The organism is Pseudomonas sp. Irchel s3b6 (genome assembly GCF_900187415.1).
Taxonomy (GTDB): Bacteria; Pseudomonadota; Gammaproteobacteria; order Pseudomonadales; family Pseudomonadaceae; genus Aquipseudomonas.
Window position 1 is genome coordinate 266,982 of the sequence record NZ_FYDM01000003.1, and the last position, 13,378, is coordinate 280,359.

12 protein-coding genes are annotated in these 13,378 nt (G+C 56.0%); all 12 read right to left on the bottom strand.

From position 1 onward, the window contains the following. Positions 1–16 precede the first annotated feature (16 nt). Positions 17–1,210 carry a hypothetical protein gene (locus tag CKW07_RS07295; protein ID WP_095144268.1) on the bottom strand — a complete coding sequence of 398 codons (1,194 nt, stop codon included), beginning with the start codon at positions 1,208–1,210 and terminating at the stop codon, positions 17–19. Further along, positions 1,207–1,998 carry an outer membrane lipoprotein-sorting protein gene (locus tag CKW07_RS07300; protein ID WP_095144269.1) on the bottom strand — a complete coding sequence of 264 codons (792 nt, stop codon included), beginning with the start codon at positions 1,996–1,998 and terminating at the stop codon, positions 1,207–1,209. The genes CKW07_RS07295 and CKW07_RS07300 overlap by 4 nt, the downstream gene beginning before the upstream one ends. After that, positions 1,995–4,307 carry an ABC transporter permease gene (locus tag CKW07_RS07305; protein ID WP_095144270.1) on the bottom strand — a complete coding sequence of 771 codons (2,313 nt, stop codon included), beginning with the start codon at positions 4,305–4,307 and terminating at the stop codon, positions 1,995–1,997. The genes CKW07_RS07300 and CKW07_RS07305 overlap by 4 nt, the downstream gene beginning before the upstream one ends. Next, positions 4,304–5,029, bottom strand: a complete 726-nt coding sequence (locus CKW07_RS07310) for an ABC transporter ATP-binding protein (RefSeq protein WP_095144271.1) — start codon at positions 5,027–5,029, stop codon at positions 4,304–4,306. The genes CKW07_RS07305 and CKW07_RS07310 overlap by 4 nt, the downstream gene beginning before the upstream one ends. Positions 5,030–5,047: 18 nt before the next feature. Continuing rightward, complete coding sequence (locus CKW07_RS07315; protein WP_176465295.1) at positions 5,048–6,979, bottom strand: fatty acyl-AMP ligase; 1,932 nt, start codon at positions 6,977–6,979, stop codon at positions 5,048–5,050. A 19-nt stretch (positions 6,980–6,998) separates the two neighbouring features. Beyond that, entirely contained in the window at positions 6,999–7,892 is an 894-nt protein-coding gene (gene fabD / locus CKW07_RS07320; RefSeq protein ID WP_095144273.1) for an ACP S-malonyltransferase, read from the bottom strand. 11 nt (positions 7,893–7,903) lie between these two features. Further along, a complete protein-coding gene (locus CKW07_RS07325) occupies positions 7,904–8,350 on the bottom strand; it encodes a hypothetical protein (protein ID WP_095144274.1) in 447 nt (148 codons plus the stop codon). Between the two features lie 47 nt (positions 8,351–8,397). Continuing rightward, positions 8,398–9,948, bottom strand: coding sequence for a class I adenylate-forming enzyme family protein (locus CKW07_RS07330; RefSeq protein ID WP_218192028.1), 1,551 nt, complete (start codon positions 9,946–9,948; stop codon positions 8,398–8,400). Then, complete coding sequence (locus CKW07_RS25540; RefSeq protein ID WP_218192029.1) at positions 9,948–10,217, bottom strand: hypothetical protein; 270 nt, start codon at positions 10,215–10,217, stop codon at positions 9,948–9,950. Before CKW07_RS25540 ends, CKW07_RS07330 begins: the two co-directional genes overlap by 1 nt. Positions 10,218–10,295: 78 nt before the next feature. Beyond that, a complete protein-coding gene (locus tag CKW07_RS07335; RefSeq protein ID WP_095144275.1) occupies positions 10,296–11,501 on the bottom strand; it encodes a diaminopimelate decarboxylase in 1,206 nt (401 codons plus the stop codon). Between the two features lie 15 nt (positions 11,502–11,516). Further along, a complete protein-coding gene (locus CKW07_RS07340; RefSeq protein WP_095144276.1) occupies positions 11,517–12,218 on the bottom strand; it encodes a 4'-phosphopantetheinyl transferase superfamily protein in 702 nt (233 codons plus the stop codon). After that, the gene (locus tag CKW07_RS07345; protein ID WP_095144277.1) at positions 12,191–13,369 is read right to left on the bottom strand and encodes a hypothetical protein; all 1,179 of its coding nucleotides are present in this window, start codon (positions 13,367–13,369) and stop codon (positions 12,191–12,193) included. Before CKW07_RS07345 ends, CKW07_RS07340 begins: the two co-directional genes overlap by 28 nt. Between the last annotated feature and the right edge of the window lie 9 nt (positions 13,370–13,378).

The following is a 13,378-nucleotide window of genomic DNA, read 5'->3' on the forward strand; positions in this document are numbered from 1 at the left end:
ACTCCTAAAATAACGCCTAAAAAAAATGGCGCAGTTCCATGAATATAATTTTCTCAGGGATGAAATTACCCCCTAGAGAATCCAGCTCTCCATGTGCGAACTGACTTTGAACATTCAGTCGCCAACCATCCTTGAAACCCCAGCCATAACGCAGATAACCGATGTTTTCGCCTTTCTGCCCCTGCATATAGCCTAATTCGGCATCGCGCTTGCCATCGAACTGCTGACGCAAATTCAAGGTGAGCCAGCTTTGCCTTTTCCTGAAGTTCTGCGACAAACGTTGGTTATAACTTTCCAGAAGTGGGAGCCCTTCCGAGTCCGGGAGATTCGAATGATGATGAATCAGTTGCAGGCTCAATGTGCCATCCTTCCATATGCCTTTATCAAGCCCTAATGTAGCAAGCCATTCCTGCTCGGGCATACCGGGGTATGCCTCGCTGTCGTTACGAATATAGGCCACATCCCAGCGCAGGATATCGCCGTCCAGATTCACACTGCCATCGGTGGCGACACGTTGTTGCCGGTATGCCGAAACCTCCCCCCTGCGATCCATTACCGGATACAAAGCGCTTCCATGCAAATAGCTGGCGCCCAGTTCCCACGGCCCGTTACGCCATTCGACCCGCGCCAAGCCGGCGTCGACCGGATCTTTTTGCAGCGGCTGGTCCTCCGAAAGTGAGGAAACCATTGCCTCGGGCAATATATCGCCACGGTCCTGGCGAATGGCAGCCAAGGTGACAGTTGTTTCTGTCGAATACAGATCCAGCCGTAAGGCAGGTAGACCTATTTTTTGCTCTGTATCCACGGTGGTTAATTGCGTGTAGTCCCTGGGCGAGAACTGGCCTTGCGGATGCAACCAGTCACTACGCCCTTCAGGTAAAAATTGCCGGCCCAAGGTCAAGTCGTAGCTCTCGCCACTTTTCCGTACCCAGCCCTCACGCAGTAAGCTGGTACTGCTGTTGTCTCCAAGATTGTCATCGCTTGGTAATTCCGCTCTGAATACCGACTGTAGCGTTCCGGCCGTAAACTGCACATCAACGTGACCGCGCCCTCCCAATACAGTTTTCTCATCGCTGAAGGCTTCGTTGGCATCCCCGGCAATCAAGGAAACCCATCCAGAAATCTTCGTTTGCGGCAGCTGTTCTTGGGCATTCGCAACGCGCACCGTCAATAGTATCAGCAGTACTAGTATCAATACGCGAACGTTCATCTCCCTCTCTCAAGGCTGCGCACAGTGAACATCTGGGTATTCAGGCCTTGATCAAGCTTACGATTGTGATAGTTGATCGTCGTTTTATGGGTGATGCGAAAATCCGTCATTTCCACCTGATTCATGCGCCAGCGCTTTTCGATCAACTGGGGGGCGCTCGAGGACATACGCTTGATTAACTCGCCGGCCTTGTCATAAAAATCGATCCTTCCGGTGACAAGACGCTCGGGATCTATCCACAACCGTTTTTTCCCATAAAAGGTTTCTTTCTTCAGTTGGGCATCCTTGGGTATCTGCTCGACTATCAGGTAGTCACGCCCTTCCAGGCTGTCCTTGCTTATGAGGGAAAAATCGTACAACTCCACCTTGTCGTCGCTGACATCTTCATAGAAGAAATCGGTTCCCATATAACGATCGGAGCGGTTGCTTGATGGAATTTTACGGCTCGTATGATAGGCCGGAAGATACAGCCACTGATCATCGGCGCGGCCCTTGTTCTCCAAGGTCAACACTGCGCTGCCATCCATTTCCGCTGGACTGGAGAAACGGATCAGGCGCATATCCTGATCACTACCCGGCTCCCGTTGGCGCTGATAGAAGGTCGCCGTGCGTCTATTACTGCTCCCCTCTTTATCGACAAGTAACATATCGATCTCAACTTGCTCATCCGCCGGTGAGGCATTACGTTGCACTGCCAGTACCAGGTCCTTGGGTGACAGTTCGCTCGCGGATGAATATCCACAGAAAAAAACCACCAACAGGGCTAACAGTTTATTTGGGACGCTCATATGGTTCTCCCTCTGAGATATGCGGGTACATTCAATTTCATCACGGCATTGATCCCCAGCCAGCCGACAAAAGGCGCCACGACTACACTGGCAAACATCGGCAGGAGAAAATCCCTAAGGCTGTAGTGAGCTTCAACCGCGTACCAAACCTCACCCATACGGGCATTCAACAGATGGACCAGCAACACACCGATGATTGGCGACAGCAGTAAAGCCAGCGCCAGTTGCACTGCCACACCCAGAAAGATGAAGCGTCTGAGTTTGCTGCGGGAGAAGCCCAGTGCGCGCAAGGTTGAATACTCACCACGACGTTCGGCGATGGATAAATGGACCAGAGTGGTAACGATCAGCAGAGACACCATGATGGCGAAGACAATAGTCACATTGACCATCCCCATTTTGTCTCCCATCTGCCGCATCAGGCTTTCATATAACTGCTGACGATCCGTGACGCGCGCCACCAGGTCGCCCTCAGCAATCAAACGCTGTCGGGCTTGCGGCTCGGATTGCAGATAGTAACCGCTCACCTTATCTTCCATCTGGGCCAGTTTTTGTGCATCGGCCATAGTAAGGGTGACTGTTTGAAGGAATATATCGTCGGTCACCCCGACGACCCTGACCGTCAATTGCTGATTGCCTTTTTGCAGTTCAAGTTCATCGCCAAGATGACCATTTAATTCCCGCAGCAAGTCCTGGCTGATGACGGCTTCGCCATCTCTGGATACAACACGACCCAGACCAGGGGCCTGACTGTGCAATGCTCCGGTGACCTGTCCGGATAGCGCGCCGATTGCATAGTGGCTGCCTAGACGTACTTCCGTATTTGAGCGGAAATAGGGTTGTCCCTGGGCGACAACCACTCGCCGCAACAATTCTTCTGCCTCATCTTGGTAAACCGGGTAGCGGAAATCGATCGTATAGTTCCAGCTATCGCGCTTGAAACTTTCGCCTACTGTGTCGAAGTTCGAGGTCATCGCCAGACCATAACTGATCGCCACGCCAACCGAACCGCCCATGGCCAGAATGGCGGCAAGGCTCAATTCCCTCTGTCGCCACAGGTCACGAACAATGAAGCGAAGTAATAGCGGCCATCTTGCAAGTTCCAGCGGCATCCACTGATGCCCCCGAGACTGCTCCGTCAACAATTCTCGAGGTAAGCGCCGTAGCATTGGCCAGCATGAAACCAATACGGCCATCACGCCGCAGCATATTCCGAGGCCCAGCGTTTGAATGGCGAGCCACGGCTCGAACGTGCGGATGACTTCTGGCAGTTTCATGGCCTGGGCATAGGCGCTTCCGATAGCACCGCCCGTAAACCAACCTATCAGCCAGCCAAGTCCCCCCCCTAATACGCCGAGAACTGCGCCGAGTATCAGTAGAGTGACAAGAATTCTTCGTCGAGGTATGCCAAGGCTCAACAACACCGCGAACTCCCGCTGTTTTTCCACAGCGAAGCGGCGGAAGGTAATTACTCCCATTGCGAGCGCCAATAAAATCAAGGTCACGATGATCGCAGGGCTATAGGTGCCAAAGGCATTGATCTCCATGCGCAGCTGTTTAGTGCTGTAGTTTTCGGCCTGTGGAATAAGACGCTCTACATTCAGGCTTCTCACGGCACGGGCGATCTCGGCCAGCGCCTGATTGGGGTCGGCATCTGCACGCAAGCGCAGCAACAGGCTATTGACCATGCTGAACCCCAGGCTCTTGCGCAGATCCCCCAACTCTGCCCAGACAACGCCAACCGATCCTGGCTCCGCCACTACATAGTCCGGGTTGGAAGACGTCACCAGGAACTCCGGACTCATAACGATTCCTGCCACCCGGCGCTCAAACAATTTACGCCCCACGTTGACGGCAATCCGATCTCCGACCTTATAGCCGTGAAACTCTGCCAAGGCCCGATCGATCAATACTTCGTTCTGACCCGCGAGGGGCATATCCCCCTGCAATATGCGAAGTTGGTTGAGCGTTGTCTGTGGCGTGTCCTGAAAAATCATCAGTGTCGTTAGTGGGCGACCATCCGCCAGTTGGATGAACCCTGGAAAAACCAGACGTGACTCCACCGACTCGATCATGGGGAGTGCCGTCAGATTCGGAAGATTATCCCGGTCCTCAGGCAATAACTGCACTTCAACATCGGCGAAGTGCATGTCCTTCAACATCTGCTGTTGCGTCGTCAGCAGATTCGACAACGCCAACTGGATACCAAAGAAAATCCCACATCCCGCTCCGATGATTAGTAACAGGGCCAGCACCCGGCCGCGGATCAGCAATAGGTCTCGAATAAGCTTGCGCGCCAATATGCTCATGCGCTCAGCCCTCTTACTTGCTCGTGCAGTTGTCCGTGACTCAGGCGCAGGATCCTGTCGGCGCGAGCAGCCACCGTAGCGTCATGGGTGATCAATAACAGAGTCGTTTTGACTCGCCGCTGCATATCGGCGAACAACTCCATGACCTGCCCCGCCGTATCCTCGTCAAGATTGCCTGTAGGCTCATCCGCCAAAATCAAGGGTGCCTCCCGCACCAGAGCCCGGGCAATGGCCACCCGTTGTTGTTCGCCTCCGGAAAGCTGCGAGGGATAACGCTTGGCTTTTCCCGCCAGGCCGACTTCATCGAGGGTCTGGAGCGCACGCGCGCGGATGTCTTTCGGCGGAGAGTTCAGCGCCTCCAGGGCCAACATCACATTTTCCAGGGCAGTCAATGTCGGCAGCAGATTGAAGAACTGGAAAACGAATCCGACCTGCTGTTGCCGGTAGGTTTCCAACTCCGTTGCCTTCATCTTGCCGACATCCAGTCCATTGACCTGAATTTGCCCTGAGGCACAGCGCTCCAACCCCCCGATCAGATTTATCAGGGTCGATTTTCCGCTTCCCGAAGCCCCCAATACCGCGACGAATTGCCCGGTAGTCACGCTCAGGTTTACCTCTTTCAGTACTTCAACCGGCCCTTCTCCTCCGGGGAAGGTATAAACGAGCCGGCGCAATTCGATCATGGGCGCGAGGTCTTCCAGATGTTTCTGCTGCTGTGTCATACGGCTATCCTTATCAGTTCAAATGACCAACGACGATGACACCAGAGCACCCTCGGCCATCCGCCTTAGCTGCTCCACGCCCTCTGCCCAGCCGGGTGAATATTTCTCGTGCAGTATCTGAAGCTCGCCCCGTAACAAGCGATTACGGCACTCACCGCGCTGGATCTTGCCGCTGGAGGTGCGCGGCACACAGCCTTTGCGGACCATAATCACGCCAGTCAACAGCACGCCGCAGCCTTGTCTAACGGACTCGATCAGGCCACTGCCCTGAATATCCCACTCGTCATTGGAAGCGTTCTGATTGCCGATTTCACATACCGCGAAAACCCCATCCCGCCCTTCCACATTCAGGTTGAATACCGCAACTCTTCCCTCCCTCACCCGTGCATCGGCTTGTTCGATCACAAGTTCCAGGTCTTGCGGATAATGGTTGGCGCCATTACAGATCACGACATCCTTCAACCGGCCGGTAACGAACAGTTCACCGGCTTCATCGAGAAAGCCAAGATCGCCCGTTCTCAGTACGCCGCTGTTACCAAAATGCTCGGTATAGGCATTGAATGTTTCGTGCGATATCTCAGGTTGACCGAAGTAACCCTGGCAGACACTTTTTCCTGAAATGCATATTTCACCGATCTTCCCGTCTGCCAGGGGAAGGCCCGACTCCTGCTCGCAAATGAAGATGTTCAACAGTTCCTGTTGCCGGGCATTGCCACTGGACGTCAGGGTCACCATTCGCTCACCGTGCACAGCGGGCCGACACTCCCCTTCAGTGATCCCCCGATAATCCACATCACGCATCATCACCGGCTGATCATGGCGCTTCGCCGTGGCCATCACGGTGCATTCCGCCAAGCCGTAGCCGGGCAGGAAACTGTCCAGGCAAAAGCCCGTTGGCGCAAAACGCTCGGCGAATTGCAACAGCACCTCACTGCGTACAGGCTCGGCACCGCTGAAGGCCATGCGCCAACAGGACAAGTCGAGCTCTTCCAGATTGATGCGTTTGCTGCGTTTCAGGCACAGTTCATAGGCAAAGTTGGGACCGACGGAGTGAGTCACCCGATAGTCGCTGATCATCCTCAGCCAACGCATGGGTTGTTGCAGGAAGCTGACCGTCGAGAACAGGATGATCGGCCGCCCACAATAGACGGCATGGAGCAACCCTCCGATCAGACCCATATCGTGAAAGTGAGGCAGCCAACTGAGCAGCAGGCAGCGTCCCTCACGGGAGCCAATGCGTTCTTGAATCACCGCCAGGTTATGCAGAAGGTTGCCGTGGCTGACCATCACCCCCTTGGGGGCCGACGTGGAGCCAGAGGTGTATTGGAGGAACGCCACGTCATCAGGCCCAATCGCTGAGATATCGATCGGTTTTACGGGGTCGATTGACGGCCCCGTGGTATCCAGACAACGCAGCGTGAAGTGGCCCAGGCCCGCAAGGTTAGCCTCCAGCTGCGGCTGGTCCGAAGTGCGGCACATGACAATGCTCGGCTTGGAGTCGAGCAAAATACCCGCCAGGCGACGCTGCTCTTTGTCGTCCTCCGGAAAGTGGACCGGCACCGCGACGCAGCCTGCGTATAAACAGGCGAAAAAAGCAGGAAGAAAATCTCGAGCCGAGGGATAGACCAGCAAGACACGCTCACCATGCCGTAACCCTTGCTCACGCAAGCGCATCGCCAGCACATTGGCACGCTCATCCAGTTGCCGATAATCCATCAGCAAGTCATCTTCCCAGTCAAAGCCATGGAACGCGAAGACCGGCTCATCTGCCTGCAGACGTGAACGCTGGCGCAACAGGTCAGCTACTGAAACAGCGCTGACCACAGGTGGACACTGGTCCACACTAGAAGCTTTCATGATTGAACTTTTCATCTCGTCCTCCTTCGAACTATGAACCGAGGCGGCAAGGCCATTTTGAATGGTGCAAGCTTTACAACCGGTAGAGTCCAAACAGTTTTTGCCCCCCGAGTCAGTTGACTCCGGGCAATTTCTCTCGCTCTTTGGCAAGCTGTCTCTGTTCTCGTAAAAGGCTCCTGCACAAACCACGCAGAAGCTGGCCGTGCCCGAGTTCATGCAACTGCGTGATGCCTTGGGAGGCGAGATAGCGCAGCGTCTCCACCCAGCGGACCGGGTGATCCAACTGTTCCAGGAGATATTCGGGAGTACGCCCGGCCTGATAAGGACGGGCCGTAACGTTGGCGATGACGGGTACACGCAACGCAGAGAATGTGCATGAGGCCAGGGTTTCGGCGAAGTCGGAGCGAATGGGCGATAGATAGCGGGAATGGAATGCCCCATTGACCTTCAGCAAGCTGAACAACACACACCCGGCCCGCTCCAGTACTACGCCAGCTTGTTGCAGGTCTGCCACAGGGCCGGCCAGTACTGTCTGCAATGAGGTGTTGAAATTGGCCAGGTCGATGCTCGCCAGCCCCTCATCGCGCAGCACGGCTTTTATCCGCGACAATTTCAAACCCACCACGGCCGCCATAGCGCTGCCAGTGCTGCATTGCTCGAACAACTCGCCGCGTCGCCGTACCAGCTTCAGCCCAGTGGAGAAATCGATAGCGCCAGCGGCGTACAAGGCACTGTATTCCCCCAGGCTATGACCGGCACAGTAAGCCGGCGAATCCACGCCCTGCTCCCGAAAATCAGCGAGATGCAGAGCATTGCTCAGATAGATGGCCGGTTGCGCATAGGCAGTCCGTTGGAGATGCTCGTGAGGATCCTCCAGGCATAATTGCCGAGTTGAATAGCCGAGCAGATCGTCGGCTTCTTCCACCAGTCTGGGGAAGCGTTCGAACAGCCCAGCTCCCATACCAACGGCCTGGCTACCCTGACCAGGGAATATATAGGCGAACATATTGGCCTCCATTAGTAACGGCCCTGAGCAAACAAATAGCCACCGATGCCAAGCGCAACGACAACCCCAAACAGCACCACAGCGCCGAATTTATGTTGCAAGCGATCGAGCTTTTCGTAGCGTTGAAAATCCCTTTTACGGACTGCCGTCATTCTTTTTATGACCAGAACCACACAGAACATGTTGAAGAGCACGGCCAACAATCCAAAGCCGATCTTCATCAGGAGTAGCGGTGTGATGGCCGTTAATGACAACAGCCAGCCGCCGCTCAGCAATACGCCAACTATCGCGGGCACTTCGATGTATTTGTCCGTCGTCCAGTGCAACTGCGCGATGAATTCACGCATCGACGCACTCGGCTCGATGGCGTGTTCGTATACCGCTTCTACCAATATGCATCCCAGCCAGGTAGCAACGAACAGCAGATGGAGAAATAGCAATAGCAACTTCAGGCTCATGGGCAGCTCTCAATATTGATAGGCAGGGTCCTTCAGGACGCACTCGTTCAAGTCGCCGACATGTTGTTATTGAGCAGGTAGTGTTCCTTCAACTGGCGCCGGAGGATTTTCCGCGTGGGCCCTTTGGGCAATTCCTGCATACCGATATCCGGGCCCAGAATCAGCACATGCTTGGGTTGTTTGAAGGCAGCGATGCGCAGCCGGCAGTAGTTCCTGATCCAGTCGGAATCGACATCGCTGCCCTGGCGCAACTTCACATATAGGCAGATTTCCTGGCCCAATAGCGGGTCGGGAACACCAACCGCGGCGCACTCCACCACCTCGTCGCAGGCGTGCAACAGGTTTTCCAGCTCAGCCGGATAAATATTCTCGCCCCCACGGATGATCAGATCGTCCAGACGGGTGGAGAAAAAGTAGTGCCCTTGCGCATTGCGATAACCATAATCACCGGTATGCAGCCAACCAGCGCAGAAACGTTGTTGGGTAGTCAGAGGCAAGTTGTGGTAACCACGGGCGACGTTCTCTCCCTGAATCAGAATCTCCCCGATCTCTCCAGGCGGCAGCTCATTGCCTTCGCCGTCAACCACCTTCATGCGGTTACAGGGGAGCGCCTCCCCAATGGAACCCAGGCAGCGGCGCTCCGCCGGGAACCTATTGAGGCTGGAGAAAGATGTTGTTTCGGTCAGTCCATAGCCTTCGAATACCGCCACCTCGTAGCACCGCTCGAACTGGCTGCGCACCTCTTCCAGTAATACCTGCCCACCACAAACGATGCCCTTGAGCGTGCAGTCGGTTCGTGGCAGTCGATACTCGAGAAAGGCCGAGAGGAATGCGGGCATCACACTGGTCCAGTCCACGCGATAGCGCTCAATCATCGTCCAGAACGACAAGAGTGCCGAGCGCCCTTCGAGGATCACGCTACTGCCCCCTACATAGAGTGGCGAAAGCAAGGTGATGACTTGCCCGTTGTTGTGGAACATCGGAAGTACGCACAATGTACGGGTGCCATCCTCGAAAGCGAACCACTCCACCAAGGCCTGGCTATCGGCAAGGAAGTTGCCATGTGTCAACAGCACTCCCTTTGGATTCCCCGTGGTTCCCGAGGTGTAGAGCACTAGCGCGAGATCCTCAAGCCCGACATCGCGGCGCGCGCTCCGCAAGGCGGCGGGCTGTTCGAGTAGATTCGCCAGGGTGAAAACGGAGGGCCTTTGCAGTGCTTCCAAACGGCAACTTGACTCACACCGTTCGATTGCCGCAATCAAGTTGCTCAGCGAGGCATCGAATAGCGCTAGACGCGCCCCGCTGTTGGCAATGATGAAAGCCATCTCGTTAGCGCTCAGTACCGGATTAATCGGTACCAGAACCACACCTAGTAGATGTGCGGCGAAGTAATACAGCAGAAACTCCGGACCGTTGGGAAACACCAGGCACAAAGAGTCTCCTCGCTCCAGCCCGGCCCGTTCCAGACGTTCGGCGGCCGTACTCGCCAAGGCATAGAAACCGGCATAGTCGAACTGCAATTCCTCCTTGGGAAAAATCAGGAAAACCCTCTGTGGAAATGCCTCGGAACGGGCCTGAAACAAGCTGCCAATATTCATCAGCTACCCATCTCCCCAGCAGGCCCCGGCTGTGCCGCGCAAGCTTTCTGTACGGCGATGTACGCCAGCAGACGCTCGAACGAGTCAAGCCGATAGGCTTCCTTGAGTTCGATATCGATGGCGAATCGATGGGCCACTTCGCTCAGAATTTGAATGTGCATGATCGATGTCCATTCCGGCAGGCTGGTCATGCTGGCTGAACTATCGAATCGGCCGCCCGGTATGAGGCTTTGTCCCAGCGTCAGCAGCTGAGCTTTGATGGTTTCCATCAGTACTTCTCCTTATGCACATTGGACTTTTTACGGTGGTTCTAAGAACCTGTTTTGATCGGCTGCGCGCCGGTGCATTCAACACAGCAACAACTCGCGATAACTTCCACGCATGCAATGGTTGGAACTCATTGAGGCGGCATACCCCCCCGCATTCAGGAGGGCCACGAAGTCCCCTTCTTCGAGCGGCGACAACCGGACGTCAGCTGCCCAGATGTCCAGTGCTTCGTTTATATTCCCGGCGAGAGTCATCCGCTGAGGCTCCCCTGGCCGCAAAACGCAAGGCGCCGGCTCACAGGGCATGTCATAGAAAGCCGGCTCTATGGCCAGGTTGAAGCCGCCATCCAGTCCGGCGAACAACGTGTCGCGCTTGGTTTCCAGATAATTCACCCGCAGTACGAGCATGCCCGCGTCCTTGACAATGAAATCCCCCGGTTCCAGGAGCACCCGCACGCCTCGACTGGCGATGTGCTTCTGGATCAGTGATGCCCAGCGCTCAAGATCCAGCGCGCATTCGTCTGCTCGATGCGGAAGGCCGAGGCCGCCTCCCAGATTGACCTCTTGGAGTTCGGGGAGCTTTTCAAAGAAACACGCCAGGGCCTCAAGGACATTCTCAAAAGAATCCAACTGGCTATCCAGATATCCGCATCCGGCATGACAATGCAGACGTATCACCTTCAACCCATACTCATGGGCAAGCGCCAAGGCTTCATCGAACTGCTCTTGGTAAATACCGAACTTGGTGGTGCGCTGACCGGCGTAACTCAGCTTCTCACTGTCCGCATAGCCAATTCCGATGCCGGGGTTGATACGCAAGCCAATTTCCCTCCCCCTCCCGAGCCGGCCCAGGCAACGCAAGGCACTCATCGTGTCGCAATTGACCGCAACCTGCGGAAATGCAGCTAGCAGTCGGGCATCGCTCTGCGCCATGCCATGGGCGGTGTAGGAAATCTGCTCCGGGCGATAACCACAGGCCAACGCCGCGTATAATTCTTCCGGTGAGCAGACATCGAGACCGTATTCGCCGCTCTCGCGCAGATGGCAGAGCAAGGGCGGGAAACGATTGGCCTTCATCGCGTAATACAGACGATAGGGGATGGCCCTGCGCTGCAAGGCTCGCTCCAGGCTCTGGAGCTTCTGCGCAGGGCGTTGCGCCTCGTAGAGAAAAAGCGGCTCTTTGAACGCCGTCGCGAGATCGGCGACATCACGCTGACAAAAGTTCAGCCTACCGTTGCGATAAGCCAGGCTCTCACGCTGCCACCAGGGTTCATTGATCACGTTCATTACTGTGTCATTTCCTTAAGCCGAGAGTTTCAAGACGTTGTTCTGCGCTGAAGGTGTCGCCCAATAGCAATTGAGCCGCGGTGCCACCAAGCGTGAACAACATGCGGCGGTCCACCCTGGCAGGCTCGGCAGATATCGCAGGCGATAACCGCCCTGCTCACCAGGGTCGACGATGTCGTAACGCCCTCGCCCGAAATGGCGTACCCAGAAGCTTGTCATCGGTTTGCGCAGCCCCAGGCCTATGGCTTTGCAATACGCTTCTTTGGCCACCCACAGGCGGTAGTAGAAGGCTCTGTGCAAAGCCAGGGGCAATGCTTCCAGCGAGAAGCGTTCACGTGCATGGCAAACCCAATCGAACAGCCTCGAGCAGTTCAGACTCTCGTCTTCACGCTCCAGGTCGACTCCTAGGGAAACCCTGGAAAGGCCGATCAGCGCACAAGAGTTCGAATGCGCCAAGCTGAAATGCAGCGGCTTATCGGCCAGATGTGGCTTACCCAACTCATCGCGGATCAACATCAGATGTTGCGGCGCGTATTCCAGGTAATGCCCCAGAATCAGCCGCAAGGCCGTACGTGCGCGTCGGCGCTCGATATCCATGCCATGCCGCTCCTGGGGATGGAGAACGACTTGACCTGAATCCCAACGCTCATCCGCCAGGTCCACTTGCCAGAGATGGATGTCGCCCGCCCCTAGCATGGATTCTTCCCCAGGCAGCATGCAGGCAGCGACACCTCAGTGCGCGCTAGCATTGTCGGACTGCTCGCTGTCGCCGAGAGCTGCTCCAGCCAGGCCTGCGGGGTGCAATAGAGTGCCGCGCCATCCGCTAGCCAGCGCTCTCCGGCCAGTACTGTCAGTTGCTCCAACCATCTCCAGAGTTGACTACCGGGCAAATCCTGACCGGCCAATCCCAAGCGCAAGCAACCCTTGCTCCGCGCTTGCAGCGCCAAAGCCCGCAGCAGGCAATGCTCTACCTGTTTGCCCAGTACCACGCAGCTGAGCACAAACTCTTCGATGAGCGGCTGATCAGCTTGGCGCAACAACAAGAATCCAGAAAAGCCGTACTGGCCGAAGCGGTCGCTGACGTTGATACCGATCAGCGCCTTACCCTTGGTAGTCGCCTGCGCTTGCAATTGCTCGGCCGTCAGCTTGCAGCCACTGGCATGAAAGGTCGCTGCGGTGTGACTCAGCTTGGCTGCCGCGGCGAACTCCTGCGCGTGGCTGAGATAACGGCAACTCACCTGCAGGTCGAGGCGCTCGAGGAAGCGCCCGAGAGCGTTATCGCTTGGCGGCTCTGGAGCTGGGGCAGTATCGTGCACCGCTTCTGGCGCTCCTAGGTGCGTCACCAGAAATGCCGCCAGACTGCGATGGCAGTCGGCGCTGAACGGAATATGGGCGAGCTTGTCCGACAGCGCATCCAGATGCCGGGAAACACCGCTCTGGGCAACGTATTCATCCCATTCCAGCCAGCGCACCCCGCTCAATTGACGAAGCTGCGCAGCGCCCTGTTCGCAGGCCTTGCGCCGTAACGCCGACAAGTCATCGGCTTCGGGCACAAGCAACAGCCAGCACTGGCGACCACTGTGCTGCCGGGATGCGTCGATGGCCTCTGTGTACAATTGGAGGTTTTCTTCGATACGCGCATGCCAGTGTTCATCCGCGAGTTCCACTCCGCGCAGCAGATCCGACAGCCGAAGCATCAGCAACAGATGCTCGCAAGGCGGAATCTGGCCGAGCAATGTCTGCAACAACTGGTTATAGGGCAAGAAGCCAACCGGACCGCCTATTCCATCCTGCTTCTCGGACAAATAGGGTTCCAGTCCCTTGGCGGTGAACGTTGCACCAATGAGTAAACGGTATTGCTTGTCCATCGTTATCGC

Coding starts and splice junctions, on each gene's coding strand:
- CKW07_RS07345 (WP_095144277.1), bottom strand. CDS start 13,369: ATGGACAAGCAATACCGTTTACTCATTGGTGCAACGTTCACCGCCAAG.
- CKW07_RS07300 (WP_095144269.1), bottom strand. CDS start 1,998: ATGAGCGTCCCAAATAAACTGTTAGCCCTGTTGGTGGTTTTTTTCTGT.
- CKW07_RS07340 (WP_095144276.1), bottom strand. CDS start 12,218: ATGCTGCCTGGGGAAGAATCCATGCTAGGGGCGGGCGACATCCATCTC.
- CKW07_RS07335 (WP_095144275.1), bottom strand. CDS start 11,501: ATGAACGTGATCAATGAACCCTGGTGGCAGCGTGAGAGCCTGGCTTAT.
- fabD (WP_095144273.1), bottom strand. CDS start 7,892: ATGTTCGCCTATATATTCCCTGGTCAGGGTAGCCAGGCCGTTGGTATG.
- CKW07_RS07330 (WP_218192028.1), bottom strand. CDS start 9,948: ATGAATATTGGCAGCTTGTTTCAGGCCCGTTCCGAGGCATTTCCACAG.
- CKW07_RS07310 (WP_095144271.1), bottom strand. CDS start 5,029: ATGACACAGCAGCAGAAACATCTGGAAGACCTCGCGCCCATGATCGAA.
- CKW07_RS25540 (WP_218192029.1), bottom strand. CDS start 10,217: ATGGAAACCATCAAAGCTCAGCTGCTGACGCTGGGACAAAGCCTCATA.
- CKW07_RS07305 (WP_095144270.1), bottom strand. CDS start 4,307: ATGAGCATATTGGCGCGCAAGCTTATTCGAGACCTATTGCTGATCCGC.
- CKW07_RS07325 (WP_095144274.1), bottom strand. CDS start 8,350: ATGAGCCTGAAGTTGCTATTGCTATTTCTCCATCTGCTGTTCGTTGCT.
- CKW07_RS07295 (WP_095144268.1), bottom strand. CDS start 1,210: ATGAACGTTCGCGTATTGATACTAGTACTGCTGATACTATTGACGGTG.